This window comes from Thermus altitudinis, assembly GCF_022760835.1.
Lineage (GTDB): Bacteria > Deinococcota > Deinococci > Deinococcales > Thermaceae > Thermus > Thermus altitudinis.
Map to the genome: position 1 here is coordinate 45,942 of NZ_JAKTNQ010000007.1, position 24,643 is coordinate 70,584.

The window sequence follows — 24,643 nt, forward strand, 5'->3', positions numbered from 1 at the left end:
CACTTTATTCCGTACAATGCCCCTTGTGCGCCGCCTGGCTCCTTGGCAGTGGCTCCTCTTCCTTTTGGCCCTCTACCTGGTTTTGGCGGAGGCCTTAAGGCTTTGGCTGGGCCTCCTCTGGGCGGAGCGGGTGGGGCTCATCCTGGCGGCCCTGGGGGTTTGGGCCTTCATCAACGGGAGGTTCATCTTCGCCTACTACCACGCCCTTACCACCTCCCTCCGGGTGCGGAGGCTTCCTCCCTATCCGCAACCCCAGCCGGGGGAGCACCTCCTCCTCCTGGCCCCCCACCCGGACGACGAGGTGCTAGCGGCGGCGGGTCTGATGCGCCGCACCCTCCTAAGGGGAGGGCGGGTGAGCGTGGTCTACCTCACCTCGGGGGATGCCTTTGACCTGGCTGCGGGAAGCCCTCTGCCCTCCAAGGAGGCCATGCGCCGGCTGGCCTTAAGGCGCATGGTGGAGGCCTGGCGGGGCCTCGAGGTCCTGGGCCTTTCCCGGGATAACGCCTATTTCCTGGGGTTTCCCGACCAAGGGCTTTTCGCCCTCTTCACCTCCCACTACTACCTGCCCTACGAAAGCCCCTACACCGGGCTTAAGGCGGTGGCCTACCCCGGGTGTTACCGCCTGGGGCTTCCCTACACGGGCAAGGCCCTGGAGGCCACCTTGGTGGAGCTTTTGGCCAGCCTTAAGCCCACCCGCATCCTCCTGCCAAGCCCCCTGGACGCCCACCGGGACCACCAGGCGGCGGCCTACTTGGGCATGCAGGCGGCGGCTTCCTTGGGAATGGAGGACCGGCTGGAGTACTACCTCATCCACGGGGGGTACCAGTACCCCCTGCCCAAAGGGCTCCATCCCCGGCTTCCCCTCTACCCGCCCCCTAGGGGAAGGGGCCTCCCTTGGCGCCGCTTTCCCCTGAGCGAGGAGGAGGTGAGGCTTAAGGAAAAGGCCATCCGGGCCCACCGAAGCCAGATGCGGCTATTGGGCCGCTTTCTCCTGGCTTTCGTGCGGCAGAACGAACTGTTTAGCCCCCTGCCCATCCCGGCGCGGGAGGCCCTAGCCCCGGAGGAGGAGGGGTGGGCCGTCCTCGAGGGGCGGGAGGTCCTCTAGGCTTTCCAGGCCGAAGACCTCCAGGAAGCGCTCCGTGGTGCCATAGAGCTTGGGCCGGCCCGGGGCTTCCTTCTCGCCCACCACCCGGATGAGCCCCCGTTCCAAGAGACTGTCCAGGACTCCCTCCACGCTTTTGCCCCGCATGGCCTCCAACTCCGCCCGGGCCACGGGCTGGTGGTAGGCGATGAGGGCCAGGACCTCCAGGGCCGCCTTGGAAAGCCGAGGCGGGCTGGGCTTGAGGACCTTTTCCACGGCCCCTAGAACTCCCTCGTGCACCACCAGCCGCCAGCCTCCCGCCACCCGTTCCAGGGCCACCCCTAGGCCTCCCTCCTCGAGTTCCGCCTCCAAGGCCCGAAGCGCCCTCAAAAGCCCCTCCTCCGGATGGCCCAAGGCCTTTAGTTCCCGTAAGGACACGGGCCTGCCCGCAGCGAAGAGGACCGCTAGAAGCTCGGCCTTTAGGCTAGGCATCTTGCAGGTAAGGCCAAAGGGCCTCCCGGGGAATGGACCCTTCCCTGAGGACCTCCCCCGTGCGCAGGTCCACCACGCTGGAGGCTAGGCCCTTCGCCTCCCCGGGGAAGACATAGTCCACGGCGAAGGCCCGGGCCTCGGCCTCTGTGCGGACCGGGGGTTCTCCGCTTTTGTTGAGGCTGGTGGCGGCGGCGTACCCGCCCACTTGGCGGAGGAGCTCCCTAAGAAGCCCGTGGTCCGGCATCCTGAGCCCCACGGAGCCATCCCGGCTGATCCAAGGGGGAATGTTTCGCCCCGGTACCACCACGGTGAGCCCGCCAGGCCAGAAGGCCTCCACCAGGCGTAGGAACTTCCCCTTAAGAGGCCCCAGGTCCGCCAGGCCCAAGGCGCTTTCCAGATCCGCCACCAGTACCTGCAAGGGCTTTTCCTCCCCCCGTCCCTTCAGGGCGTAGATGCGCCGGCAGGCGGCCTCATCCTCCATCCGGGCCAGCACTCCCCAGACGGTGTCGGTGGGAAAGGCCACCAGGCCCCCGCCCTTGAGGGTCTCCGCCGCTTCCTGGACCTTCTGGTATACTTCTACCATGCCGGTCTACCAGTATAAGGCCCGCGACCGCCAGGGCCGCCTGGTGGAGGCCACCATTGAGGCCGAGGACCTGCGCACCGCCGCCAGGCTCCTTAGGGACCGGGGTCTTTTTGTGGCCGAGATCAAGGAGCCGGGAAGGGGCCTGCAGGCGGAGGTGCGCCTTCCCGCTTTGGAGAGGGGGCCTGGGCTAAAGGACCTGGCCATCTTTTCCCGGCAGCTGGCCACCATGCTGGGGGCGGGCCTCACCCTTCTCCAGTCCCTTTCCATTCTGGAAAGGCAGACGGAGAACAAGAAGTTCCGGGAGATCATCAAGAAGGTCCGCACCGACATAGAAGGCGGCATGGCCTTTTCCGACGCCCTGGCCAAGCATAAGCTCTTCTCCCGGCTTTACGTGAACCTGGTGCGGGCTGGGGAGACCTCGGGCGGTTTGGACGTGATCCTGGACCGCTTGGCTACCTTCCTGGAGAAGGACCTGGAGCTGAGGGGCAAGATCCGTAGCGCCATGACCTACCCCACCATCGTCTTCGTCTTTGCCGTGGGCGTGGCCTACTTCCTCCTCACCGGCATCGTGCCCCAGTTTGCCCAGATCCTCACGGATTTGGGCTCGGAGCTCCCCCTCCTCACCCGCTTCCTCATCGCCCTTTCGGACTTCCTCCGGGCGGCCACCCTGCCCCTTTTGCTGTTGGCCGTGGTCCTTTTCTTCGTCTACCGCTGGTACTATGGCACCCCCCAGGGGCGGAAGGCCATTGACCGCGTGAAGCTTCGGGTGCCCGTCTTCGGCAACCTAAACCGCAAGACGGCGGTGGCCCGTTTTTCCCGCACCCTGGCCCTCCTCCTTTCCAGCGGGGTGAACATCGTGGAGTCCTTGGACATCACCAAGGGAACCGCGGGGAATAGCGTGGTGGAGGAGATCGTGGACATGGCTAAGCTCAAGGTGCAACAAGGGGAACCCTTGAACCTTACCCTGGCCCAGCACCCCTTCGTCTTTCCGCCCATGGTGAGCTCCATGGTGGCCATCGGCGAGGAAACAGGGGCCTTGGATACCCTGCTTTCCAAGATCGCCGACTTCTACGAGCGGGAGGTGGACGAGGCGGTGGCCAGCCTCACCGCGGCCATTGAGCCCCTCATGATCATCTTCCTGGGGGTGATCGTGGGCATGATCGTGGCGGGGATGTTCCTGCCCCTCTTCAAGATCATCGGCACCCTTTCCGCGCAATAAGCTTCTCGGCCACCTCCGGGGGAACCGGCATAATGGAAAGCCGGTTCCCCTTCCTCACCAGGGGGTGGTCTTGGGGAAAGCAGGCCTTGAGCTGGGCCAGGGGGATGAGGGGCCAGGCCTCGAGGAAGGCCACCTCCACCGTGTACCAGCGGGGCTTTTCCCGGGTGGCCTTGGGGTCAAAGTAGGGGCTGCTGGGGTCAAACTGGGTGGGGTCGGGGACGTGGGTCCTCACCACCCGGCAAAGCCCGGCGATCCCCGGGGGGTTGGTGCCCGAGTGGTAAAAGAAACAAAGGTCCCCCACCTGCATCCGCAGGAGGTAGTTCCGGGCCTGGTAGTTGCGCACCCCATCCCAGATGGCCTTGCCCTCCCGCTTTAGGTCCAGGATGCTATACACCTGGGGTTCGGACTTGAGAAGCCAGTAGGCCATGGCCCAAGTCTAAAGGGGGCTTTAGCCAGGACCAAACCTTTTGCGAAGGGGTTTTGGGAGGATAAGGCCATGCGCATCCTCCTTTTACCCTTCCTGGGCCTCCTTTCCGCCTGTACCCTCACCCTGGAAGTGGTCTATCCGGGCCACCGCATCACGGGCCTAAAAACGCAAGGCACCTACTGCGCCTCTGCCAATACCCGGGTGGATTTCCGCTTTAGCCTGGAGGGAAGGCTGGACCGGCTGGAGTTTTTCTGGATTCCTGAGGGCCTAAGCCCAAGCCAAGCCCGCCCGGAGGAGCGCTATACCCTTCCGGGGCCGATAGATTCTGGAGAGGTCCGGGGCTTTGTGGAGGTCACGCCCTCGGGAGGGATACAGGCGGTTTCCCTGGCCTGGCCTTCGGGGGCGGCGTTAAGGCCCCAGGGCGTCACCGTGGAGCCCTTGCCCGAGCGGAGGCTTTGGCTTCGGGGCCACACCGGGGGCTTGGCTGGGCCCTATGTACGGGCAACCAACCCGGTAATCCCCGATTCCTTCCCCTATTGCGATCCGGACTGGTAGCCTTAGGGCATGGCGGCTTGGGGAAAAACGCAGACCGGGGAGGTGCGCGCGGAGCTGAAGGCCCTTTTCGGCTCCAGGGCCCTCCTTTCCCCGGCGGAGAAAGGGGTGTACCGCTACGACGCCATCCTGGTGGGGCCGGAGCCTTTGGCGGTGGTCCTGCCGGAGTCCCGGGAAGAGGTAGAGGCCCTGGTGCGCCTGGCCCGGAAGTACCACCTTCCCCTGGTTCCCCGGGGTGCGGGAAGCGGCCTAAGCGGGGGGGCGGTGCCCGAGGAGGGGGCCATCGTGGTGGCCTTCACCCGCATGACCTGCCTGGAGCTGGACCCTGTGGGGCGCACCGCCTGGGCCGAGCCTGGGGTGACCACGGCCCGGATCTCGGAGGAGGCCAGGCCCTATGGGCTTTTCTACCCCCCAGACCCCGCTTCTTGGCGCACCAGCACCCTGGGGGGCAACCTGGGGGAGAACGCCGGGGGGCCCCTGTGCTTCAAGTACGGGGTCACGGGGGATTACGTCTTGGAGCTGGAGTTCGTGGACGCCTGGGGGCAGGTGCACCGCCTAGGCCGGGAGGCCTACGATGTGGCTGGCCTGCTTATCGGCTCGGAGGGTACCTTGGGCCTGATCACCGGGGTGCGGGTGCGGCTCTTTCCCCTTCCCCGGTACCGGGCCACCTTGATGGCGGCTTTCCCCGAGGTGGGCGCCCTGGCGGAGGCGGTCTCCCGGGCCATCGCCTTGGGGGCGGTGCCGGCGAAGCTGGAGTTTTTGGATCCCGTTTGCGTAAACGCCGTGGAGGACTACCTGGGCCTGGGGCTTCCCCGGGGGCATGCCCTTCTCCTGGCGGAAACGGATGGGGAGGACCTCGAGGTGGTCCAGGAGGAGCTCTCCTTGGTGGAGAGGACGGCCCAGGAACTTGGGGCCAGGGTGCAAAAGGCGCGGGACGAGAAGGAGGCGGAGGCCCTTTGGCGGGCCAGGCGGAGCGTGAGCCCCGCCTTGGGCCGCATCCGCCCCAAACGGGTCAACGAGGACATCGCCGTGCCCAGAAGCCAGCTTCCTGAGGTGGTGCGGGAGATCCGGGCCTTGGGGGAGGCCTACGGCCTGGTGGTGGCCCAGTTCGGCCACATCGGGGATGGGAACCTGCACCCCAACATCCTCTTTGACCCCAGGCGGGAGAGCGAGGAACGGGTCTGGGAGCTGGCCCACCAGATCGCCCGGGTGGCCCTACGGCATGGCGGCGTGCTTTCCGGGGAGCATGGGATCGGCCTCATGAAGCGGGAGTTCATGAAGGAAGCGGTGGAGGAAGGGACCCTCGAGGCTTTCCGCACGGTAAAGGCCACCTTGGATCCCCAGGGGCTCCTGAACCCGGGCAAGATCCTGCCCTAACGGGTCTATTTTCACGGGGTTTTGACAGGAAAGGGTCTACCCTGGAGGCATGGATGGCCGGGGCCGGGTCTTCTACTTTGCCAGCTGGGCGGGGTTGGCCCTGGGCCTTTTGCTGCAGGTGAGGCGCTTCCCCCCCCAGGGCCTAGAGGTTCTCGTCCACCTTTTGCTGGTCCTCTGGGCCCTTTGGGCCATGAGCCGGGGCCCCAAGGTGGTGCCCCGCCTTCTCCTCCATCCCCTAGGGGCCTATCTGCTTTTTGAGATGTGGCGGATGGGGGAGGGCTGGTCCTTGGCTGGGCTCTTCACCCCGGCCCTGTACCTGCTTTCCGGGTTCGCCTATCCTCCTTGGTCCTTGGGGTATCTTTTGGGGGCCTTTTGGGGTGGGGTCTTGGTCCTGGCCCCCCTGGTGTGGGGCCGGAACCCGGACGCTTGGCCCCATTTTGCGGTAAGCCAGGTTATCCTCTACAGCCTCACCTTCCTCCTGGCCCGGTTCCGAGAACTTCATGGCCAGATGCGCTTTTGGAAGGAACAAGCCCTAACCTGCCCCCTCACCGGCCTTCCCAACCGCCGGGCCTTGGAGATGGCCCTAGAGCGGGAGGCGGCCCGGGTGGAACGGGGGGAAAAGCCCTTTAGCCTGGTGATCCTAGACCTGGACGACTTCAAAAAGGTCAACGACACCCACGGTCACCTGGTGGGGGACCGGCTCCTGAAGGAGGTGGCCCAGTACCTGGTGGCCCACGTGCGCCAGGGGGATCTGGTGGGGCGCTGGGGTGGGGAGGAGTTTGCCATCCTCCTTCCTAGGACCCAGGGGGAGGAGGCGATGCAGGTGGCGGAAAGGCTCAGGACCGGGCTTAGCCGCTTGGGGGTCACGGGAAGCTTTGGGGTGGCGGTGTACCAAGGAGATCTAGGGGATCTATTCCAGAGGGCGGATAGGGCCCTTTACCGGGCCAAGGGGGAGGGAAAGAACCGGGTGGAACGGGACCTTTAAGAGACCCGGTACCCCGCTTGCGAGAGCACTTCCCGGGCCCTTGCCCGCTCCTCCCGGCTGGCGAAGCCCAAGCGGATGGCCCCGGCTTCCTCGCGGATGGTAAGGACCTCAATGTCCTTGATGTTGACCCCAGCCTCCCCCAAGGCGGTGGCGATGCGGGCGATCTGGCCCGGGCGGTCGGGCACCTGGACCACCAGGTCGTGCATCTCGGGCAGGAGGCTGCGGCGCACGATGGGGAGGCTATCCCGGGTGCGCTTGGCCTCAACCGCCGCTTGGAGTAGGGCCTCGGGTTCGTCCAAAAGCCCCTCCAGTTCCCAAAGAACCCCCCTTAGCTCCTCTATGGCCTCCTTGAGGGCTTCCTTGTTCTCCACCACCATGTCCCGGCTCATGCGGGGGGAGCCGGAGGCCACCCGGGTCAGGTCGCGAAACCCCCCGGCGGCCAGGAACATGAGGAGGTCCCGGTGGGGGCTATGGGCCACCAGGTGGTTCAGGGCCACGGCCAGGAGGTAGGGGAGGTGGGAGATGCGGGCCACCAGCTGGTCGTGAAGCCCTGGGGGGATCTCCAAAGGATAGGCCCCCAAGGCCTCCACCAGCTGGCGGAGGCTTTCCTTGGCCTGGGGGCTGGTCCTTTCCGTGGGGGTGAGGACCCAGATGGCGTTTTGCAGGAGGCCGGCGTGGGCGTTTTCCACCCCGGCCCGCTCGCTTCCCGCCATGGGATGGCCCCCCAGGAAGTGGGGGAGGGTATCCTCGAGGGCCGCCACCACCTTGGCTTTCACACTTCCCACATCGGTCCAGAGGCTTTGGGGGTTGGCCCAGGGGGCCAGGGTCCTCCCCAGGTCCGCCAAGGCCCCCACGGGTGCGGCCAGGATGCCCAGCTCCAGCTCCGCCACCCAGGGCCCCAAGGTGGGATGCACCCGGTCCGCCACCCCCAGGAAAAGGGCCCTTTCCAGGGCCTCGGGGTCTTGGTCGTAGGCGTGGACCTCCTCGGCCAGGAAGCGCTCCTTCAGGCCCAAGGCCACGCTTCCTCCCAAAAGCCCCACCCCAAAGATCCCCACCTTGCCAAAAAGGGGCTTCATCCTAGGACCGGTGCGGAGAGGGTTTTGTCCAAGGCCTCCACCAGGCGGCGGGCCTTTTGCATGAGCTCGGCGAACTCGTGCTCGTGGAGCTGCTGGGCGGCATCGGAAAGGGCCTTTTCCGGCTCGGGGTGGGTTTCCACGATGAGGCCGTCCGCCCCTGCCGCCAGCCCCGCCAGGGCCAAGGGGATAACCCATTCCCGACGGCCTGCGGGGTGGGAGGGGTCCACCCAGACGGGAAGGTGGGTAAGGCTCTTGAGCACGGGGACCGCGGAGACGTCCAGGGTGAAGCGGGTGGCCTTCTCAAAGGTGCGGATTCCCCTTTCCACCAGGATCACCTGCATGTTCCCCCGGGAGAGGATGTATTCGGCGCTCATTAGGAACTCCTCCAGGGTCATGCTCATGCCCCGTTTGAGAAGGACGGGCTTCCTAGTCTCGCCCACCGCCTGCAAAAGGGTAAAGTTCTGGGCGTTACGGGCTCCGATCTGCAGGGCGTCGGCGTATTCGGCCACCAGCTCCACCTGGTCCGGGGCAAGGACCTCGGTGACCACGGGAAGCCCCGTTTCCCTTCGGGCCTCGGCCAGAATCTTGAGGCCCTCCAGCCCGAGGCCCTGGAAGGCGTAGGGGCTGGTCCTGGGTTTGAAGGCCCCGCCCCTTAGCATCCCCGCCCCGTGGGCCTTCACGTAGCGGGCGGCCCTTAGGGTTTGCTCCCGGGACTCCACCCCGCAGGGCCCGGCGGCGATCAGCACGTGGCCCCCTCCCGTCTTTCCGGTGGGGAACTCCAGGACCGTGGGGAAGGGCTGGACCTCGAGGCTCGCCAGCTTGTAGGGCTTGGAGATGGGGATCACCTCCGCCACCCCGGGAAGGGCGCGGAAGTGCTCCATGAGCTCCGGGGTGGGCCCGCGGCCGATGGCTCCCACCAAGGTGGTCTCCACCCCCCGGGAAACGTGAGGCCGGTAGCCCACCTTCTCAATCTCCCGAACGACCTCTTCCAGCTCCGCTTCCGTGTGTCCTCGCCGCATCACGATCAGCATGGTTCCCTCCTAAAAGCCTTGGGCGCCCCCTTTTTGGGGGCGCCCTCCTTGCGGAAATACCTTATGCGGACCGCAGGGCGCCCCCGGCGGGATAATAAAAGCCGAAGTAGCGCCTTGGAGTCCGCATATTGCCTCCAAGCATAGGGAAGGGAAAGGACCCTGTCAAGGGGGGAGGCCCCCGCCCGGGGTTCGTACCCCAAGGCTGGCGGTAGGGGGCACCGGCCCGTCTAGGGTCAGGCGGGATAGTAGAGGGGGGCAAAGGGGAGGCCCAGGGCCTGGGCGAAGGCCTTAAGGCCTAAGCGGTCGGGCTCCTCCAGGTGGTAGCGGAAGTTCCAGAGGTAGTGCTCCATTAGGGCCGGGTGGATTCCCAGCCGCGTGGCCTCGGCTTCCGCCACCTCCCCAAGCCGGGCAAGCCCCTGGCGCCGGGCTTTCCTCAGGGCTTGCACCAAGGGCAAAGGGGGAGGGTTCTCCCTGCGGTAGGCCCAGACGGCGAAGACGAAGGGAAGCCGGGTGCGTGCAAACCAGAGCATGGAGAGGTCCACCACCGCCACCTCCCCGAAGCGGGTGGGGAGGGCGTGGGGGGTTTCGGGAAGGCGGTCTAGAAGGCTGGCGTAGGCCCTTATGGCCTTGTCGCCGATGAGGAGGACCCCGTCGTATTCGCCGAGGAGTTCCAGCCCTCCTTCCCGGTTTTCGTACCGGGGGAAGATGCCCCGTTCACCCAAAAGGAGCTTTAAAAGCTCCACGCTGGTGGCGCTTTCCGTGGTGAGGGCGACGCGCCTTAGGCTCCCAAGCCCCCCCTTGTGGAAGAGGTTTACGGAATACACCCGCCCCAAAACGGCCACGGAGAAGTCGGGAAGAAGCCCCAGCTCCTCCTGGTGTTCCAGGTAGAAGTAGCTGGAAACCAGGGAAAGCCCCACCTCCCCCGAGAGCACCATGCGGTTGAGCTCCGCGGGGACCCCATAGCAGAGCCGCCAGCTCCCTGGCTCCAGAAAGCGGTAGAGGGGGGCGGTGTTGGCGTAGAGGGGAACCCCTAGGGCGTAGACCATCAGGCCTCTTTGGGGCCCCTTTCCCCCCAGGGAACCGCCACCTGGTCCCAGACCCGGATCTCCCGGTAAAGGGCGTCCCGTTCCACGGGGATGCGCCCTGCCCTCCGGATGATGCCCGCAAGCTCCCTTTTGGAAAGTCCCTGGGGGGTGGGGCTTCCCGCCATGTGGACGATGCGCTCCTCAATCAGGGTGCCGTCCAGGTCCGTCACCCCCCAGTCCAGGGAAACCTGGGCCAGTTCCGGGGTCAGGGTGGCCCAGTACCCCTTGATGTGGGGGATGTTGTCCAGGTAAAGCCGGGCCACGGCCAGGTTGCGCAGGTCGTCCAGACCGGTGGTGAACCCCCGCTGGCCCAGCTTCTTGGCCAGCGGGTTGCCGTCCGGTTGGAAGGCCAAGGGGATGAAGCTCATGAAGCCCCCGGTTTCGTCCTGAAGGCGCCTGAGGCGGTCCATATGGTCCAGGCGCTCCTCCAGGGTCTCTATGTGCCCGTAGAGCATGGTGGCGTTGGTGGGGATGCCCAGCTCATGGGCCATCCTATGGATGGAAAGCCACCCTTCCGCGGAAACCTTGGCCCGGGCGATCTCCTTGCGCACCCTCTCGGCAAAGATCTCCGCCCCCCCTCCGGGCATGGCGTCCAGCCCCGCTTCCTTGAGGGCCTGGAGCACTTCCCTATAGGGAAGACGGGCGATCTTGGAGAAGTGGTGGATCTCCGCCGCCGTCCAGGCCTTCACCTGGACCCCGGGGAAGGCCTCCTTCAGGGCCCGCACCAGGTCCAGGTAGTAGGTAAAGGGCCTCTTGGGGTGGTGGCCCGCGGTCATGTGGATCTCCGTGAGGCCGGGCTGGTAGCGCTCCCTGACCCAGGCCACCACCTCTTCCACGTCCCAGTCCCAGGCCCCCTCCTCCCCGAACCTTCTCTGGAAGGCGCAGAAGGTGCAGCCCACGTAGCAGATGTTGGTCTGGGAGACGCGGATGGAGTGGACGAAGTAGGTCTTGTGCCCGTGCTTCCTCTCCCGCACCCGGTTGGCCAGGCGCATGAGGCTGGGGAGGTCTGGGGTTTGGTAGAGGACCAGCCCCTCGGCGAAGGTGAGGCGTTCCCCCGCTTCCACCTTTTCGGCGATGGGCCAGAGCTTGGGGTCACGGATACCCTTCACGAGCCCGAGTCTACCCCTTCCCGGAACCTGCGGACTAGGGCCTCCACTTCCCTTTGCCTCCCCCCCACGCTCTTCCCCGGCAGGAGGCCCCGCAGGTAGCGATCGGTGAGGAGGAGGTCCACATAGGGGTAGAGGGTGGCGGCCATCACCGCGTCCAAGAGGTCCGAAGGCCGGGGCTTGCGGCTTAGGTCCGAGGCCATGCGGGCGAGAAGCTCGGCCAAAAGGCGCACGAAGGGCACCTCCTTAAGCCCGGTGCGGGCCTGGATCTCCTTAAGGGCCGCCTCGAGGGCCTCCCGGTAGGGCAGACCCCGGAGGCTTTCGGGCAGGCCCCAGAAGGGGGAGAGGTCCGCAGGGGCCTCCCAGCTTCCCCCCCTCCAGAGGAAATCCTCCCGGGAAAGCCCCCTCTCCTGGCGCACGGCCACCTCCTGCCAGGGGCGCACCCAGTAGCCTTGGGAGAGCTCGGCGAAAAGCCTTTGCAGGGCGGGTAGGAGGTAGCCGGCTTTTTCCGCAGGGCCCCGGATGGGGTAGAGGGTTTCCAGCACGTGGAAGGGGCTGGGTGGGGCCAGGACCTGGCCCTTAAGGGCCAGGTACAGCTCCCCGAAAACCTCGTGTCCCCGCTGGCCCAGGAGGTGCTTGGCTATGCGGCTGGCGTAGTTTTGGTCCAGATAGACCAGCAAGGGCTATTCTTTGGCCTTGGCCAGCCAAAGGGAGGCGGCCAGGAAGGCCACCCCCCCGGCGAAGAGCAGGAAGTCCAAGGAGGTCTGGGGCTTGAAGGCCGAGGCCTTCTCAAAAAACTTCACCACCAGGATCATGACGATCACCTGGCCCAGCTTTCCCTTCAGGTCCGCCAGGCTTTCCACCGTGAGGACGTTTTCCAAGGGGAGGTCCAGCTTGCGGATGAAAAGCTCAAAAAGGCCCAGGCTGAAGATGAGGAAGACGGCGCTCAAAAGGGCCAGGTCCACGGCCCCCACCAGGACGGGGAGGGCTTCGTCCAGGGGTTTTCTCACCGCCACCAGGGTTTCCTCGAGGGCATGCCAGGCGAAGTAGAAGGCCCCGAGGAGCATGCCCACCACAGGCAGAATCATGAGCCAACGCAAGGGGTAGACCAGGGTCTCCGGACGCATGGGCGCATTCTAAGGCAGGTAGGGGGCCGTGGGGGAGGTGCGGGTGGAGGCCCGTTCTATCAAGAGGGGCTCAAACCGCACCTCCCGGGGTGGCCCGGCATAGCCCTGCATCCTTTCCAGGAGGAGTTGGGCCGCCCGGGCCCCCATGGCCTCCACCGGCTGGGCGATGGTGGAAAGCCCCACCTCCTCGGTGAAGGGATGGCCGTCAAAGCCCAGGACCCGCACCTCCTTGCCCAGGGTAAGCCCCAGCCTCTCCGCCTCCTCCAAGACCCCCAGGGCCACCTGGTCGGCGCCGGCGAAGACGTTGAGGGGCGGGGAGGCCTTTTCCAGGAAGTACCGGAGGGCAAGCCTGCCGCCTTCCTGGGAGAGGCGGGTGGTGTAGAGGTGCTCCTCGGGAAAGGGGCGGCCCGTGGCCTTGAGGGCTTCCCGGAATCCGGCCAGGCGCTCGGCGAAGACCGTGTGGTGGAAGGCCCGGTCGGGTTCTTCCTCCACCTTTACGGCGAAGATGGGCCCGGGGAAGCGGGCCAGGTACTCCCCGGCCAGGTGGCCGCCCAGAAAGTTGTCCAGATAGACGGAGTCGTACCGGGGATTTTTGGCGTCCACCAGCACCACGGGACGGTCGGTGGGTAGACGGCCCCCTTCAAAGTGCTCGCTGAGGTCGTAGGAGGCCAGGATGAGGCCGTCGGTGAGAAAGGCCAGGGTGGAGCTTTGTAAATAGCGCCTAAGCCGGGCCTGGGAGAGGATGGGAAAGAGGGCCAGGTCGTAGCGCTTTTCCAAGAGCACGCTCTCAATGCCCTCCACAAGCCTGCGGTAAAACTCCGTGGCCACAAAGGGAAGGAGGACCGAGACCGTGTAGCTTCTCCCTCCCGCGATGCGCCGGGCATGGGGGTTGGGGGTGTAGCCCAGCTCCTCCATGGCCTTGAGCACGCGGGCCCGGGTTTCCGGCCGCACCGCCTTGTGGTTGTTGAGCACCCGGCTCACGGTGCCCAGGCCCACCCCGGCCCGGGCGGCCACCTCGAGGATGGTGGGTTTCTTCTTCATGGCCTCAGCACCTCAGGATGTGGAAGCGCTTCATGGAAACTTCCATCCTTAGGATAGGGCAAGCCCCGGCCCTTTGCAAGAATGGGGGCATGGCCTATGTGCTACTGGCGTACCTGTTGGGCTCCTTGGTGGGAGGCCTCCTCTTCTTCCCCGAGGTACGGGCCAAGGACCTTCCCGGGGGCTCTGGGGTTTACCGCCGAAAGGGCCCTTTGGCGGCCCTTTTGGTGGTGGTTTTTGACCTGGGGAAAGGGGCGCTGGCCGCCTGGCTGACCCCGCCGGAGTGGCGGGCCTGGGCGGCCGGGGCCGTGGTGGCGGGGCACAACTGGCCCCTCTACTTCCGCTTCCGGGGCGGGGGCGGGATTGCCCCCTCCTTGGGCTACTTCCTGGCCTGGCTTCCCGGGGAAACCCTCCTGGCCACGGCCTTGGGCCTGGGGGTGGCGGGGGTCTACCACCTTCTCCACTGGGGGAGGCGCCGGAGGGGCATCTACCCCATTCCCTTTGGGGCCATCTTCGGGTACCTGGCCCTTTTGCTCCTGGCTTCCCCCGAGGGCAGGCTGGGGGCTTTCCTGGCGGCCCTTTTGGTGGGGCTCAGGGGCCTGCAAATCCTTAGGGGAAGATGGTAGCTTTAGGGCATGAAGATCCTCCGGTTCAACGAGGGGCGTTGGGGCATACTGGAAGGGGAGCTGGTCCTGGAAACCGATGGCCCGGGGGGTAACCCCACGGGGAAGCGTTATGACCTGGCCGCGGTTCGCCTTCTGGTCCCGGCCACGCCCAGCAAGATCGTCTGCGTGGGGAGGAACTACAAGGAGCACATCCGGGAGATGGGCCACGACTTCGGCCAGGATCTGCCCAAGGAGCCGGGCCTGTTCCTGAAGGCCCCCAACACCCTGGCCCACCCCGGTAACCCCCGGGACCCCTGGAACACGGGGGATGCGGTGCCCTACCCCTTCTTCACCCAGGAGCTCCATTACGAGGGGGAGCTGGCGGTGGTGATCGGGGACCGCATGCGGAACGTGCCCCCGGAAAAGGCCCTAGACCACGTGCTGGGCTACACCATCGCCGTGGACATCACCGCCCGGGATGCGCAGAGAGAGGACCTCCAGTGGGTCAGGGCCAAGAGCGCGGACAAGTTTTTGCCCCTGGGTCCTTGGCTGGAGACGGATCTGGACCCCCAGAACACCTGGGTGCGCACTTACGTGAACGATGAGCTCCGTCAGGAAGGGCATACGTCCGCCATGATCTTTTCCGTGGCGGAGATTCTCTCCTACATCTCCAGCTTCATGACCTTGGAGCCCCTGGACGTGGTCCTCACGGGCACGCCGGAAGGGGTGGGGGCCCTTAGGCCTGGGGACCGGTTGGAGGTGGCCGTTGAGGGCATCGGCACCCTCCACACCCGGATCGGCCCTAAGGAGGAGCGCCCATGGTGAAGGTCCTGGACCTCCACTTCCAGGGGGCGGAAAGGGTGATCGCCAGCTTCCTCCTGGAGTCCCAGGAGGGGCCAGTGCTGATCGAAACGGGGCCCGAGAGCACCTATCCCCGTCTCGAGGCGGCCCTAAGAGGGGAAGGGGTGGACCCCAAGGAGGTCCGCCACGTCTTCGTGACCCACATCCACCTGGACCACGCCGGGGCCGCCTGGCGGCTGGCCCAGCTGGGGGCCACGGTGTACGTGCACCCGCGGGGGGCCCCTCACCTGGTGGACCCCTCGAGGCTCCTGGCCTCCGCCGAGCGCATCTATGGGGCCATGCTGAAACCCCTTTGGGGAGAGCTTAAGGGTATTGCCCAGGCGCAGGTGCGGGCTTTGGCGGACGGGGAGGTGGTGAACCTAGGGGGGCTTAGGGTGCAAGCCCTGGAAACCCTGGGCCACGCCTCCCACCACCACGCCTACCTGGTGGATGACCTCCTCTTTGCCGGGGACGTGGCCGGGGTGCGGATAGCCCCGGGGCCGGTCCTGCCCCCCACCCCGCCCCCCGACATCCACCTGGAAACCTGGTACGCTTCTTTGGACCGCATCCTGGCCCTGCGGCCAAAAACCCTTTACCTCACCCACTTTGGAGGGTATGGGGACGTGGAGGCCCACCTCCTGGCCCTAAGGGGTGTTTTGGAGGAGTGGGCGGGCTGGGTCCTGCACCGGCTCAAGGAGGGCCTTCCCCTGGAGGTGATGACGGAGCGTTTTGAGACCTACTGGCGGGAAGGCTTGCGGCGGGCCGGGGTGGGGGAGGAAGGGATAAAGCTTTACGAGCTGGCCGATCCCCCTTACATGAACCTGCAAGGCCTGGTGCGCTACTGGCAGAAGCACCATCCCGAGGCTCTTTAGTATGGAGGGGCGCGGGTTTTCCACCCCCTTTCCTTTAGGCCGGCCTGCGCGCATGGCGGTCTTGGCCTCGGGCCGGGGGACGAACCTGGAGGCCCTCCTCGAGGCCTTTCCGCCCGGAAACCCCTGGGGGGAGGTGGTGCTGGTCCTCTCCGACAACCCGGAGGCCTACGCGCTGAGGCGGGCTGGGAGCCGGGGGGTGGAGGCCCTGGCCATCCCCTGGCGGGGGCGGAGGGCCTTTGAGGGGGAGGCCTTGGCCCTCTTGCAGGCCAGGCGCATTGACCTGGTGCTCCTGGCCGGGTTCATGCGCCTCCTTTCCCCGGGTTTTGTGGAGGCCTGGTACGGGCGGCTTTTGAACATCCACCCTTCCCTTCTTCCCGACTACCCGGGGCTAAACGTGCACCGGCGGGTGCTCATGGCGGGAGAGAAGGAAACGGGCTCCACGGTGCACTTCGTGGATCAGGGCGTGGACACCGGCCCCATCGTCCTGCAGGGCCGGGTGCCCATCCTGCCCGGGGACACCCCGGAGGCCTTGGAAAGACGGGTGCTTTTCCTGGAACACCGCCTCTATCCCCAGGCGGTGCGGCTGGTCCTCCTGGGGCTTGCCTTCCCGCCCCCCGAGGAAGGGGAGCTCGCCCCTTGGTTCCGGGCCCTTTCCCCTCGGCAAAGGCCCCTTTACCTGCGGGCGTATGCCCTTCTTAAGGCCTGGGGACAGGAGGCCATGGCGCTAGGGGCCTTCCAGGGCCAAGGAGGCGAGTGGGGAAGAGGGGCCTTTTTGGCCGCCCACCTCCTGGCGGAGGAGCATCCTGCCCTGCGCCGGGAGCTCACCACCCTGCCTGAGGAGGTCCGGCTTCGGGTGGAAAAGACGCTGGCCCGGGTAGAATCTTCCCCATGAAGGTGCTGGTGGTGGGCTCGGGGGGACGGGAGCACGCCCTCCTTTGGAAGGCGGCGCAAAGCCCCTTGGCGGATAGGCTTTACGCCGCCCCTGGCAATGCCGGGATGGCGGCTTTGGCGGAGCTGGTGCCTTGGAGCGGGGACGTGGAGGCCCTGGCGGACTGGGCCTTGAACGAGGGGATAGACCTCACCCTGGTGGGTCCCGAGGCCCCTTTGGTGGAGGGGATCGCCGATGCCTTCCAAAGGCGGGGCCTTCTCGTCTTCGGCCCCACGCAGAAGGCGGCCATGATTGAGGGCTCCAAGGCCTTTGCCAAGGCCCTTATGGAGCGCTACGGCATCCCCACGGCCCGGTTTAGGGTTTTCCAGGACCCCCTTTCGGCCCTGGAGTACGTGGAGGAAGTGGGGGTACCCATCGTGGTCAAGGACTCGGGGCTGGCGGCGGGGAAGGGGGTGACGGTGGCCTTGGACCTCCACACCGCTAAACAGGCGGTGTCCAACATCCTTTCGGGACCCGAGGGGGGCGAGGTGGTCATCGAGGAGTACCTGGAGGGGGAGGAGGCCACGGTTCTCGCCCTCACCGATGGGGAGGCCATCCTTCCCCTTTTGCCCTCCCAGGACCACAAGCGGCTTGGGGATGGGGACCAAGGACCCATGACCGGGGGGATGGGGGCGGTGGCTCCCTATCCCATGGGTTCGGAAACCCTGCGGCGGGTGGAGGAGGAGATCCTGAAACCCCTGGTCCAGGGCTTGCGGGCGGAGGGTGTGCTTTACCGCGGGGTGGTCTACGCTGGCCTCATGTTGACCCGGGAAGGGCCCAAGGTGTTGGAGTTTAACGCCCGCTTCGGCGACCCCGAGGCCCAAGCCCTTTTACCCCTTTTGCAAAACGATCTGGTGGAGCTGGCCTTAAGGGTGGCCGAGGGGCGGCTTAAGGGGACGGAGCTTTCCTGGCGGGAAGGGGCCTCGGCCTGCGTGGTCCTGGCGGCACCCGGCTACCCGGAAAACCCCAGGAAGGGGATCCCCCTGCACGTGCCCGAGCCGCCGGAAGGGGTCTTGGTCTTCCATGCGGGGACCCGGTGGGAAGGGGGGAGGTTGGTGAGCGCTGGGGGACGGGTTTTGAACGTGGTGGGGTTGGGCCAGGACCTGGAGGAGGCCTTGGGGCGGGCCTATGCCTTCATCCCCCAGGTGGGTTTCCCTGGGGCCCAGTACCGCAAGGACATCGGCCAGAAGGCCCTGAGACGGCGCTGATCCCTTTAGTATTGCAGCTTGGCCAGGGGCAGCTTGGCGCAGGCCTCGAGGGCCTTCCCCAGGGTGCGGTACCCTTTGGCCTTAAGCAGGGGAACCATCCGGGCAAAGACCTCGGCGGTCATGAGGGCGTCCCCCAAGGCGGTGTGCCGCCCCACCACCGGCACCCCGAAGCGTTCCGCCAAGGCTTCCAAACGGTGGTCCTTGAGGTCGGGGAAGAGGAGGTGGGAAAGGAGCAGGGTGTCCACCAGGGGGGGTTGGTGGATCCCCACCCGCCGCAAAAAGGCCATGTCAAAGGCTCCGTTGTGGGCCAGGAGGACGCTATCCTCCAAAAAGGCGCGGAAGGCGGGAAGGACCTCTTCCAGCCGGGGTTTGCCCTTCAGCATCTCCCAGGTTAGCCCGTGCACCTGGCTGGAGGCCTTGGGGATGGGCCGGCCGGGGTCCACCAGGGCCTCAAAGACCTCCTGGCGGAGCACCCTTTGCCCTAAAACGTGCACCCCTCCCAAGGCGATGATGGCGTCCTTTTCCGGGTCCAAACCCGTGGTTTCCAGGTCAAAGGCCGTATAGAGGAGGCCCTCTATGGGGGCTTCCTCCAGTTCCTCCGGGACTTGGAGGAGGGTAAGGTCAAAGACCACGGCCCTGGGAGGGGGGCCTTCCTGGGCGGGGAGCCTAGGGGCTTCCCGTGCGGGAAGGAGGAGGTGGAGGCGAAAGGCCTCCTTCCAGGCGCTTCCCCCCGAGCGCCCGGCGGCTTCCTCGAGGAGGGGAGGCAACCGGACGCCCCCACCCCCTTCCGGGAGGGTTAGGGTGAGGTGAAGGAAGCCATCCTGCCGCCTGGCTTCCAAGAAGGCTTCCTCTACCTCCTCGAGGGCCTCCGCCAAGCCCCGGGCCAAGGCGTAGGTGTCCGCCAACACCAGAAGCCCCTTGGCCCCCTCCTCCAGGGAGAAGCCGGGGGCGATGCCCGCCTCTCGCTCCAGGGTCTCTAGGAGGAGGGGAAGGAGGTCCTCCGCCAGGACCTCCGCCGCCTGGGGTGGGGGCCTCCAGGAGGCGAGGAGCTGGCCAAGCTCTTCCGCAGTGGCCTTAGCGGTGTTCAGGAGGGCCTGGAGGCGGGGGGTTTGCACCTCCAGGTGCAGCACCTCCACCAAGGCCTTCAGCCCAGCCAGCTTGTCCCGCAGTTGGTGAAGGAGCTTCCCCTCCAAAGCCCCTTCCTCTTTGGCCCCTTCCAGGAGGACCAAGTACCCCTCGTCGCCCTCCAGGGGCACCACCTGCAGCCACAAGGCCCCCTTGGGTCCTTGGGTAAGAAAGCGCTCTTCGGGAAGGCTTAGGGCATGGACCCAAAGCCCCCGGTCCAAAAGGCCCAGGAGGCTTTTGCCCACCCCCAGGCCCTCCCCCAGAAGCCCCCGGGCGGCGGGGTTATAGAGGAGGACCTGGCCCTTGGGGTTGGCCAGGATCACTCCTTGGGGCAGGTGGGCGATGAGCAGGGCCAGCTTCTTGCGCTCCTCTTCCACCAGGGTCTTGGCCTCGGCGATCCGGGCGGCCACCTCCCGTTCCAAGGCCTCCTTTTCCTGAGCCAGGCGGTTGATGAGGTCCGCAAGGGCCTGAAGCTCAAAAGGACCCCGGGGGCGAAGGCGGTGGCCCGGGTTGCTTAGGATCACCTCCGCCTCCTGCCCCAGGGCCCGGGTGGCCGCCAGGTAGCCGAGAAACACGGGATAGAGCAAGGCTGCCAGCACCAGGAGGAAAAGAAACCCCGCGAAAAGGAGTGCCGGCATCCTGGCCTGGGCCAGACGGAGGAACTCCCGGGCTAGGGCCTCCTCCCCTTGGAGAAGGAGAAATAGCCCCAAGGCCACCGTACCCCCCACCAGGAGGAGGCCCAGAATGAGGGCACCTAGAAAGCGGAGGGCTTCCCTCATCCTCCTACCAGCCTTTCCACCTGGGAAAGAAGGTCCTGGGTGGCGAAGGGCTTGGCCATGAAGGCCTCGGCCCCCAGGGCCAGGGCCTTGGCCCGGTCCGCCTCCCGCCCCCGGGCGGTGAGGACCAGAACCTTGGGCCTATGCGGTAGGGTTTTGGCCTTTTCCAGCACGGCAAAGCCATCCAGGCCCGGAAGCATGAGGTCCAGCACCAGGAGGTCATAGGCCTCCCCCTCCAGGGCTTTTAGGGCTTCCTCTCCCGTGCGGGCCAGGACCACCTCGTACCCGGCCCTCTTCAGGAGGAACTCCAAGGGTACCAGGATGCTTTCCTCATCGTCCACCACCAGGATTCTCATGGCTCACCTCCAAAGGCAGGGTGAAGGCGAAGGAGGCCCCATTCCCCTCCCTACTTTCCAGCCAGATCCGGCCTCCCAATCCTTCCACGAGCCTCTTGGCCAGGAAAAGGCCCAGGCCTGTGCCGCCGGAAAAGCTCTGAAAGGGTTCAAATACCAGGGCCTTGGCCTCTTGGGGTACCCCGGGCCCGTCGTCTTGGATGCGGAAAAGGACCTCGTGGTTGCCGGGAGCCACCTCGAGGCGCACCCGGCTTCGGGCGTGGCGCAGGGCGTTGTGCAGGAGGTTTAGGAGCACCTGGAGTACCCGGTCGCGGTCGGTGAGGGTTTGGACCCCTACCAGCTGGCTTTCCATTGTAATCCCCCTTTCCCGGGCCAGGGGTTCCACCAAGGCCAAGGCCTCCTCCGCCAGGGCCTTAAGGTCGGTGGGGCTCCTGGCCAAAGGCACCCCGGCTTGCAAGCGGGTGTAGGCCAAGACCTCCTCCACCAGGCGGGAAAGGCGGGCGGCTTCCTTGGCCATAAGGGCGGTGAAGCGGCGCCTTTCCTCCTCGCTGAGGTCGGGGTTGGCCTCGAGGATCTCCGCCAAGGCCCGCACCGCGGTGAGGGGGGTCTTGAGCTCGTGGGAGACGGCGGCCAGGATTTCGTCCTTGGCCTGGTCCAAGGCCTTTAGGCGTTCATAGGCCTCGGAAAGCTCCCGCTTGGCCTCCTCCAACGCCCGGGCGTAGGCCCGCACCTCCCGCGACTCCCGGGCGGCTTCCTCCAGAAGGGCTTCAAAGGGGGAAGGGGCCGCGGGAGCCTCCCGGGTGGCGGAAAGGAGGAGGAGCCTGGCGGTGGCGGGGCCCACCGCGGCGGAAAGCCAGGACTCGGCCAGGGCCACGGCCTGGGGGCCGGAAAGGGTCTGGGCTTCCTCCCGGAAGGCCTTTTCCGCCTCTGGGCCCAAGACCCGGCCCACCAAGGCGGCCAGCTCCCCGAGTTCCCCGGTGCGTCCCTCAGGGGCAGGGCCTTTCCGGGTGAAGAGGGAAACCCCCACCGCAAGGGCCAGGTTCAGCCCCACGCTGACGAGAAAACCATGGGTTATGGGGTCAAGGCCTTGGAGGCCCAAAAGCCCTTCGGGGTGCAGGAGGGGATGCGGACCCTCCAGAAACCCTTGGGGGAGCCAGCCAGAGCGGGCCAAGGCGGGCAGGAAGAGGGTATAGGTCCAAAGGGCCATTCCTCCCAGGAGGCCGGCCAGGGCCCCTTGGGGGGTGGCTCCCTTCCAGAAGAGCCCCAAGAGCCCCGCTGGGGCCAGCTGGGCCACGGCCACAAAGGAGATGAGGCCCATGGCCACCAAGGCGTAGGCCTCCCCCGCCAGGCGGAAGTAAAGGTAGGAAAGAAGCATCACCAGGAGGATGGAGAGCCTTCGCCAAAGCAGGAGGCTCCCCAAGGCCTTCCACCTGAGGAGCAATGGGGAGAGGAGGTGGTTGGAAATGAGGATGGAAAGGGCCAGGCTTTCCACGATCACCATGGCGGTGGCAGCGGAAACCCCACCCAGGAAGGCCAAAAGGGCTACCCCAGGGCTTCCCAGCTCCAAGGGCAGGGCCAGCACATAGAGGTCGGGGTTTCCCCCAGGCAAAAGGGTGCGCCCCCAAAGGGCTAGGGGAAGGACGGGCAGGTTGATGAGGAGGAGGTAAAAGGGAAAAAGCCAAGCGGCCGGGCGCAGGTGCCCGGGGTCGGTATTTTCCACCACGCTCACGTGGAACTGCCGGGGCAGGAAGAGGAAGGCCAGGCCAGAGAGGAGGACAAGGCTCACCCAGGCGAGATGGCCGGCAAGTCCCTCAGGGGGCCGGAGGAGGGGTAGGAGGTCGGGATCCTGGAGGGCCCGGGGAAAGGGGCTGCCCAGGTGCCAAAGCACAAACCCACCCACTAGGAGGAGGACGAGGAGCTTTACCCAGGATTCAAAGGCCACCGCCAGCACCAGCCCCGGGTGCCTTTCCGAGGGGTCCAGGTGCCGGGTGCCGAAGAGGATGGCGAATAGGGCCAGGAGCAAGGCGGTGGGGAGGGCCACGTCCCCTAGAGGGGCCCTTCCCCCGCTTAGGAAGAGGAAGGCTTGGGCGATGGCTTTGAGTTGCAGGGCCAGGTAGGGTAGAAGCCCCACCACGAGAAAGAGGGCGGTGATGGGGCCAAGGAGGCCGGGGCCATAGCGGAGGAAAAGGAAGTCGGCCCAGGAGGTGAGGCGGTGGGAGCGGGCCAGCTGCAAAATCCTTCCGTGCAAAAAGGGCCAGAGGAGGAGGACCAAGGTGGGGCCCAGATAGATGGGAAGGAAGGTGGCTCCCGTCGTGGCCGCTCGGCCTACGCTTCCGAAAAAGGTCCAGGCGGTGGCGTAGACCGCTAGGGAAAAGGCGTAGGCGTGGCCGCTTTGGGCTAAAGTTCTGCCCCGGCCCTCCCCCCAGAGGGCCACCAGGAACAAGGAGGCCAAGTAAAGGAGCAGAAAGAGGAACAAAGCCAAAGCGCTCATGGCCTGCGGTAGAGGCGGTAGGCCAGGAGGATGACGAGGCTCCAGGCCAGGAAGAGGTAGAGGTAGGCGGCGGGGATCCCCCATAGGCTCCTTCCCCCCCAGGAAAAGAGCTCCAGGGGTAGGGTGAAGAGGACCAGGGCCAGGAGGAAGAGGGCGAGGGCTTTCTCCTTCATCGCAGCTGGAAGCGGCTTGCGGTGCTTTCCTGAAGCTCGGCGATGGCCCGGAAGCCCTCGAGGGCCTTCCGCTTTTCCGATGGCGTTAAGGCGGACCAGAGCACCCGGTTTCCCACCTCCTTTCCTTGGCGCAGGCTCTCCAGCTGGTGCTTGAGGCGCAGGGTGAAGAAGAAGCGGAAGGCTTCCTCTAACCTTTCCCCTCCCTCCGGGCTTAGGGTGCCGGCCTCCGCCGCCGCCCTTAGCCGGTCCACCGTCCCTTTGGCCAGGCTCCCCGCCAGAAGGGCGTAAAGCCGGGCCAAGGCCACGATGGGGGCGATGGCGTGCCGCTTCAGGTCAAGGAAGCCCTCCTCGGTACGCACCCGGCCAAAGAGGCCCAAGGGGGGGCGGAAGGCCAGGCTGGCCTGGGCCAGGTGGTAGCGGAAGACCCCCTTCTGGCTTCCCTCCAACACCGTTTCCTCCAGAGGTTTTAGGGAAAGGCCACCGGCTGCGGAGCGGAAGTCAAAGAAAATCTGGGTATCCAGGAGGGCCTGGGGCTCGGGGGTTTCCATCCACCGCCGGAAGGTGCCTTGCCATTCAGCCAGCGTCTTGCGCCAACGGGTGGCCATGTAGCCGCCCTTGCACTCGGGGATGCCGGCTTGGATGAGCCCTGCCACCACGTGCTCCGCCAGGGCCTGGAAGTAGGGGTCGTGCCCCCCTTCTGCCAGGACTAGGGCATTGTCCTGGTCGGTGAGGAGGGCTTGCTCCCGGCGGCCTTCGGAGCCAAAGACCATGAAGCTGTAGGGGATGGGTGCGGGGCCCAGGACCCCTTCCGCCTCCTTGACGAGGCGCCGGATCAGGGCGTCGTTCAAGGAGGCCACCACCCGGCCGATCTCCACGCCCCCTAAGCCCCTTTGGAACAGGCTCTCCACCAAGGAGGCCACCTCGAGGCCATACCGGGAAAGCTCCAGCCGCTCAATCCGCCTTAGGAGGACCAAGGGGCTTTGGGCCTGGTTGAGGAGCAGGTCGGTATGGGTCACCACCCCCACCACCTTCCCCCCTTCCGTAAGGGGCAGGTGGTGGATGCCCCGCTCCACCATGGCCGCCAGGGCCTCATAGATAGGGGTTTCCGCCGGGAGGGTGAAGAGGGGCGTGGTCATCACCTGGGCCACGGGAGTGGAGGGGGAAAGGCCCTCCGCCAGGACCCGGTTCCTTAGGTCGCGGTCCGTGAGGATGCCCCAAGGCTCCCCTTCCACCAGGAGGCTGGAGATGCCCTCTTGGCGCATCCTCCTCGCGGCCTCTTCCACCGTGGCCGAAGGGGGGATGAAGGCGGGGGGGCGGCGTACCAGGTTGCCCACGGGGGCAAAGAGGGAGGGTTCTGGCGCCAGCCGCAGCCTTACCCGTTCCGCCAGGCCTTGGCCAAAAAAGCGGGCCGCTTCCGGGTACGTCAGAAGCCTTTGGAAGGCCTCCTTGGGAAAGGCTAGAAGCCGGACCGGGGTCTTGGCCACCACCCCCAGGGCCGGGGGTTCGCCGGAAAGGAGGGAAGGGAAGCCGAAGAACTCCCCCGCCTCCAGGGTTCCCACCTCCCGTTCCCCGTCCAGGAGGGCCACCTGGCCTTCCAGGAGGAGGTAGAGGTTTTGCGCGGGTGCCCCCCCCTGTTCCATGAGCGGGGTGCCCGGGGAGTGCACCTCCTCGAGGGCTTGGTGGAGAAGGGCCTCGAGGTCGGCTTCAGGAAGGGCGTTTAAGGGAGGGATCTTCCGGGGATCCATAGGCGGGGGTTAACCAGGCCACCAAGGGAATGAAGTAGTGCAGGGCCACCTGGGCCTGGAGCAGGATCAGAAGGCCTATCCCTAGCATAAAGGCTGGAGGTAGGAGGATGAAAAGCCGTACAACGCGGCCAATCCCTGGTGGAGGCAAGGGCCAAAGGCGGTGGTAAACAATGCCCAGAATCGTTCCTATACCAACCCCTAGAGCGATCTGGAAGAGCATCTTGGGGGTGGGAAAGGGCAGGCCCAAGAGGTAATGGCCGCTCAAGTAAAGGCCAAAGAGGACCACCAAGCTTCCCAGGTAAAACCTCAGATAAAGGAGGTGCATAGGAACATTGTAGGGGGGCTTTC

Annotated in this window: 26 protein-coding genes; 10 read left to right on the top strand and 16 right to left on the bottom strand. The window is 66.1% G+C overall.

Features of this window, described 5'->3' with window-relative positions:
* Positions 1-25: 25 nt before the first annotated feature.
* A complete protein-coding gene (locus L0D16_RS04010; RefSeq protein ID WP_243030158.1) occupies positions 26-1,105 on the top strand; it encodes a PIG-L deacetylase family protein in 1,080 nt (359 codons plus the stop codon).
* On the opposite strand, the gene scpB is transcribed toward L0D16_RS04010, so the two are convergent.
* Both scpB and L0D16_RS04020 read right to left on the bottom strand, forming a co-directional pair.
* On the bottom strand, positions 1,052-1,573 hold the full coding sequence (scpB, locus tag L0D16_RS04015) for an SMC-Scp complex subunit ScpB (protein ID WP_243030159.1): 522 nt from the start codon (positions 1,571-1,573) through the stop codon (positions 1,052-1,054). The genes L0D16_RS04010 and scpB overlap by 54 nt on opposite strands.
* Positions 1,566-2,156, bottom strand: a complete 591-nt coding sequence (locus L0D16_RS04020; RefSeq protein WP_243030160.1) for an L-threonylcarbamoyladenylate synthase — start codon at positions 2,154-2,156, stop codon at positions 1,566-1,568. The genes scpB and L0D16_RS04020 overlap by 8 nt, the downstream gene beginning before the upstream one ends.
* On the opposite strand from L0D16_RS04020, the gene pilC reads away from it, so the two are divergent.
* The gene (gene pilC / locus L0D16_RS04025) at positions 2,155-3,375 is read left to right on the top strand and encodes a type IV pilus assembly protein PilC (RefSeq protein WP_243030161.1); all 1,221 of its coding nucleotides are present in this window, start codon (positions 2,155-2,157) and stop codon (positions 3,373-3,375) included. The genes L0D16_RS04020 and pilC overlap by 2 nt on opposite strands.
* Here the strand turns inward: pilC and L0D16_RS04030 are convergent.
* Positions 3,350-3,802 (bottom strand): EVE domain-containing protein, encoded by a 453-nt coding sequence (locus L0D16_RS04030; RefSeq protein WP_243030162.1) that lies wholly within the window; start codon positions 3,800-3,802, stop codon positions 3,350-3,352. The two genes, pilC and L0D16_RS04030, sit on opposite strands and share 26 nt — an antisense overlap.
* A 69-nt stretch (positions 3,803-3,871) precedes the next feature.
* Here L0D16_RS04030 and L0D16_RS04035 point away from each other — a divergent pair, with 69 nt between their 5' ends.
* The 3 genes from L0D16_RS04035 to L0D16_RS04045 are packed head-to-tail and all read left to right on the top strand — an operon-like array spanning position 3,872 to position 6,716.
* Positions 3,872-4,357, top strand: coding sequence for a hypothetical protein (locus tag L0D16_RS04035; RefSeq protein WP_243030163.1), 486 nt, complete (start codon positions 3,872-3,874; stop codon positions 4,355-4,357).
* A gap of 9 nt (positions 4,358-4,366) precedes the next feature.
* Positions 4,367-5,731: an FAD-binding oxidoreductase gene (locus tag L0D16_RS04040; protein ID WP_243030164.1), complete on the top strand. Its 1,365-nt coding sequence runs from the start codon at positions 4,367-4,369 to the stop codon at positions 5,729-5,731.
* A 49-nt stretch (positions 5,732-5,780) separates the two neighbouring features.
* Positions 5,781-6,716, top strand: a complete 936-nt coding sequence (locus L0D16_RS04045) for a GGDEF domain-containing protein (RefSeq protein ID WP_243030165.1) — start codon at positions 5,781-5,783, stop codon at positions 6,714-6,716.
* Here the strand turns inward: L0D16_RS04045 and L0D16_RS04050 are convergent.
* The 7 genes from L0D16_RS04050 to L0D16_RS04080 form a co-directional block, all read right to left on the bottom strand.
* Positions 6,713-7,792 carry a prephenate dehydrogenase gene (locus tag L0D16_RS04050; protein WP_243030166.1) on the bottom strand — a complete coding sequence of 360 codons (1,080 nt, stop codon included), beginning with the start codon at positions 7,790-7,792 and terminating at the stop codon, positions 6,713-6,715. The two genes, L0D16_RS04045 and L0D16_RS04050, sit on opposite strands and share 4 nt — an antisense overlap.
* Positions 7,789-8,823: a 3-deoxy-7-phosphoheptulonate synthase gene (aroF, locus tag L0D16_RS04055; protein ID WP_243030167.1), complete on the bottom strand. Its 1,035-nt coding sequence runs from the start codon at positions 8,821-8,823 to the stop codon at positions 7,789-7,791. Before aroF ends, L0D16_RS04050 begins: the two co-directional genes overlap by 4 nt.
* A 233-nt stretch (positions 8,824-9,056) precedes the next feature.
* Positions 9,057-9,869, bottom strand: a complete 813-nt coding sequence (locus L0D16_RS04060) for a menaquinone biosynthetic enzyme MqnA/MqnD family protein (RefSeq protein ID WP_243030168.1) — start codon at positions 9,867-9,869, stop codon at positions 9,057-9,059.
* The gene (gene mqnE, locus L0D16_RS04065; RefSeq protein WP_243030169.1) at positions 9,869-11,017 is read right to left on the bottom strand and encodes an aminofutalosine synthase MqnE; all 1,149 of its coding nucleotides are present in this window, start codon (positions 11,015-11,017) and stop codon (positions 9,869-9,871) included. The genes L0D16_RS04060 and mqnE overlap by 1 nt, the downstream gene beginning before the upstream one ends.
* Positions 11,014-11,694 (bottom strand): hypothetical protein, encoded by a 681-nt coding sequence (locus L0D16_RS04070; RefSeq protein ID WP_243030170.1) that lies wholly within the window; start codon positions 11,692-11,694, stop codon positions 11,014-11,016. The genes mqnE and L0D16_RS04070 overlap by 4 nt, the downstream gene beginning before the upstream one ends.
* A gap of 3 nt (positions 11,695-11,697) precedes the next feature.
* Positions 11,698-12,141: a YqhA family protein gene (locus tag L0D16_RS04075; protein ID WP_243030171.1), complete on the bottom strand. Its 444-nt coding sequence runs from the start codon at positions 12,139-12,141 to the stop codon at positions 11,698-11,700.
* A gap of 9 nt (positions 12,142-12,150) precedes the next feature.
* Positions 12,151-13,182: a substrate-binding domain-containing protein gene (locus tag L0D16_RS04080; RefSeq protein ID WP_243030172.1), complete on the bottom strand. Its 1,032-nt coding sequence runs from the start codon at positions 13,180-13,182 to the stop codon at positions 12,151-12,153.
* Between the two features lie 89 nt (positions 13,183-13,271).
* On the opposite strand from L0D16_RS04080, the gene L0D16_RS04085 reads away from it, so the two are divergent.
* Genes L0D16_RS04085 through purD form a run of 5 tightly spaced genes read left to right on the top strand, consistent with a single transcriptional unit; the run spans position 13,272 to position 17,632 of the window.
* On the top strand, positions 13,272-13,805 hold the full coding sequence (locus L0D16_RS04085; protein WP_243030173.1) for a glycerol-3-phosphate acyltransferase: 534 nt from the start codon (positions 13,272-13,274) through the stop codon (positions 13,803-13,805).
* A gap of 9 nt (positions 13,806-13,814) precedes the next feature.
* Positions 13,815-14,609: a fumarylacetoacetate hydrolase family protein gene (locus L0D16_RS04090; RefSeq protein ID WP_243030174.1), complete on the top strand. Its 795-nt coding sequence runs from the start codon at positions 13,815-13,817 to the stop codon at positions 14,607-14,609.
* A complete protein-coding gene (locus L0D16_RS04095; RefSeq protein WP_243030175.1) occupies positions 14,603-15,496 on the top strand; it encodes an MBL fold metallo-hydrolase in 894 nt (297 codons plus the stop codon). Before L0D16_RS04090 ends, L0D16_RS04095 begins: the two co-directional genes overlap by 7 nt.
* Positions 15,497-15,548: 52 nt before the next feature.
* On the top strand, positions 15,549-16,388 hold the full coding sequence (gene purN, locus L0D16_RS04100) for a phosphoribosylglycinamide formyltransferase (protein ID WP_243030176.1): 840 nt from the start codon (positions 15,549-15,551) through the stop codon (positions 16,386-16,388).
* Entirely contained in the window at positions 16,385-17,632 is a 1,248-nt protein-coding gene (gene purD / locus L0D16_RS04105; protein ID WP_243030177.1) for a phosphoribosylamine--glycine ligase, read from the top strand. The genes purN and purD overlap by 4 nt, the downstream gene beginning before the upstream one ends.
* 5 nt (positions 17,633-17,637) lie before the next feature.
* Here the strand turns inward: purD and L0D16_RS04110 are convergent, their stop codons facing one another.
* The 6 genes from L0D16_RS04110 to L0D16_RS04135 are packed head-to-tail and all read right to left on the bottom strand — an operon-like array spanning position 17,638 to position 24,620.
* The gene (locus tag L0D16_RS04110) at positions 17,638-19,536 is read right to left on the bottom strand and encodes a 3'-5' exonuclease (RefSeq protein WP_243030178.1); all 1,899 of its coding nucleotides are present in this window, start codon (positions 19,534-19,536) and stop codon (positions 17,638-17,640) included.
* Complete coding sequence (locus L0D16_RS04115; RefSeq protein ID WP_243030179.1) at positions 19,533-19,889, bottom strand: response regulator transcription factor; 357 nt, start codon at positions 19,887-19,889, stop codon at positions 19,533-19,535. The genes L0D16_RS04110 and L0D16_RS04115 overlap by 4 nt, the downstream gene beginning before the upstream one ends.
* The gene (locus L0D16_RS04120) at positions 19,864-22,377 is read right to left on the bottom strand and encodes a sensor histidine kinase (RefSeq protein WP_243030180.1); all 2,514 of its coding nucleotides are present in this window, start codon (positions 22,375-22,377) and stop codon (positions 19,864-19,866) included. The genes L0D16_RS04115 and L0D16_RS04120 overlap by 26 nt, the downstream gene beginning before the upstream one ends.
* Positions 22,374-22,550 carry a hypothetical protein gene (locus tag L0D16_RS04125; RefSeq protein WP_243030181.1) on the bottom strand — a complete coding sequence of 59 codons (177 nt, stop codon included), beginning with the start codon at positions 22,548-22,550 and terminating at the stop codon, positions 22,374-22,376. Before L0D16_RS04125 ends, L0D16_RS04120 begins: the two co-directional genes overlap by 4 nt.
* On the bottom strand, positions 22,547-24,295 hold the full coding sequence (locus L0D16_RS04130; RefSeq protein ID WP_243030182.1) for a DUF294 nucleotidyltransferase-like domain-containing protein: 1,749 nt from the start codon (positions 24,293-24,295) through the stop codon (positions 22,547-22,549). The genes L0D16_RS04125 and L0D16_RS04130 overlap by 4 nt, the downstream gene beginning before the upstream one ends.
* Positions 24,255-24,620 carry a hypothetical protein gene (locus L0D16_RS04135; RefSeq protein ID WP_243030183.1) on the bottom strand — a complete coding sequence of 122 codons (366 nt, stop codon included), beginning with the start codon at positions 24,618-24,620 and terminating at the stop codon, positions 24,255-24,257. The genes L0D16_RS04130 and L0D16_RS04135 overlap by 41 nt, the downstream gene beginning before the upstream one ends.
* Positions 24,621-24,643: the final 23 nt, after the last annotated feature.

What these genes read in the sequence shown, in the direction of transcription:
- scpB (WP_243030159.1), bottom strand. Translation starts at nt 1,573, where the DNA reads ATGCCTAGCCTAAAGGCCGAGCTTCTAGCGGTCCTCTTCGCTGCGGGC.
- pilC (WP_243030161.1), top strand. Translation starts at nt 2,155, where the DNA reads ATGCCGGTCTACCAGTATAAGGCCCGCGACCGCCAGGGCCGCCTGGTG.
- L0D16_RS04020 (WP_243030160.1), bottom strand. Translation starts at nt 2,156, where the DNA reads ATGGTAGAAGTATACCAGAAGGTCCAGGAAGCGGCGGAGACCCTCAAG.
- L0D16_RS04030 (WP_243030162.1), bottom strand. Translation starts at nt 3,802, where the DNA reads ATGGCCTACTGGCTTCTCAAGTCCGAACCCCAGGTGTATAGCATCCTG.
- L0D16_RS04035 (WP_243030163.1), top strand. Translation starts at nt 3,872, where the DNA reads ATGCGCATCCTCCTTTTACCCTTCCTGGGCCTCCTTTCCGCCTGTACC.
- L0D16_RS04040 (WP_243030164.1), top strand. Translation starts at nt 4,367, where the DNA reads ATGGCGGCTTGGGGAAAAACGCAGACCGGGGAGGTGCGCGCGGAGCTG.
- L0D16_RS04045 (WP_243030165.1), top strand. Translation starts at nt 5,781, where the DNA reads ATGGATGGCCGGGGCCGGGTCTTCTACTTTGCCAGCTGGGCGGGGTTG.
- L0D16_RS04050 (WP_243030166.1), bottom strand. Translation starts at nt 7,792, where the DNA reads ATGAAGCCCCTTTTTGGCAAGGTGGGGATCTTTGGGGTGGGGCTTTTG.
- aroF (WP_243030167.1), bottom strand. Translation starts at nt 8,823, where the DNA reads ATGCTGATCGTGATGCGGCGAGGACACACGGAAGCGGAGCTGGAAGAG.
- L0D16_RS04060 (WP_243030168.1), bottom strand. Translation starts at nt 9,869, where the DNA reads ATGGTCTACGCCCTAGGGGTTCCCCTCTACGCCAACACCGCCCCCCTC.
- L0D16_RS04075 (WP_243030171.1), bottom strand. Translation starts at nt 12,141, where the DNA reads ATGCGTCCGGAGACCCTGGTCTACCCCTTGCGTTGGCTCATGATTCTG.
- L0D16_RS04080 (WP_243030172.1), bottom strand. Translation starts at nt 13,182, where the DNA reads ATGAAGAAGAAACCCACCATCCTCGAGGTGGCCGCCCGGGCCGGGGTG.
- L0D16_RS04085 (WP_243030173.1), top strand. Translation starts at nt 13,272, where the DNA reads ATGGCCTATGTGCTACTGGCGTACCTGTTGGGCTCCTTGGTGGGAGGC.
- L0D16_RS04090 (WP_243030174.1), top strand. Translation starts at nt 13,815, where the DNA reads ATGAAGATCCTCCGGTTCAACGAGGGGCGTTGGGGCATACTGGAAGGG.
- L0D16_RS04095 (WP_243030175.1), top strand. Translation starts at nt 14,603, where the DNA reads ATGGTGAAGGTCCTGGACCTCCACTTCCAGGGGGCGGAAAGGGTGATC.
- purN (WP_243030176.1), top strand. Translation starts at nt 15,549, where the DNA reads ATGGCGGTCTTGGCCTCGGGCCGGGGGACGAACCTGGAGGCCCTCCTC.
- purD (WP_243030177.1), top strand. Translation starts at nt 16,385, where the DNA reads ATGAAGGTGCTGGTGGTGGGCTCGGGGGGACGGGAGCACGCCCTCCTT.
- L0D16_RS04110 (WP_243030178.1), bottom strand. Translation starts at nt 19,536, where the DNA reads ATGAGGGAAGCCCTCCGCTTTCTAGGTGCCCTCATTCTGGGCCTCCTC.
- L0D16_RS04115 (WP_243030179.1), bottom strand. Translation starts at nt 19,889, where the DNA reads ATGAGAATCCTGGTGGTGGACGATGAGGAAAGCATCCTGGTACCCTTG.
- L0D16_RS04120 (WP_243030180.1), bottom strand. Translation starts at nt 22,377, where the DNA reads ATGAGCGCTTTGGCTTTGTTCCTCTTTCTGCTCCTTTACTTGGCCTCC.
- L0D16_RS04125 (WP_243030181.1), bottom strand. Translation starts at nt 22,550, where the DNA reads ATGAAGGAGAAAGCCCTCGCCCTCTTCCTCCTGGCCCTGGTCCTCTTC.
- L0D16_RS04130 (WP_243030182.1), bottom strand. Translation starts at nt 24,295, where the DNA reads ATGGATCCCCGGAAGATCCCTCCCTTAAACGCCCTTCCTGAAGCCGAC.
- L0D16_RS04135 (WP_243030183.1), bottom strand. Translation starts at nt 24,620, where the DNA reads ATGCACCTCCTTTATCTGAGGTTTTACCTGGGAAGCTTGGTGGTCCTC.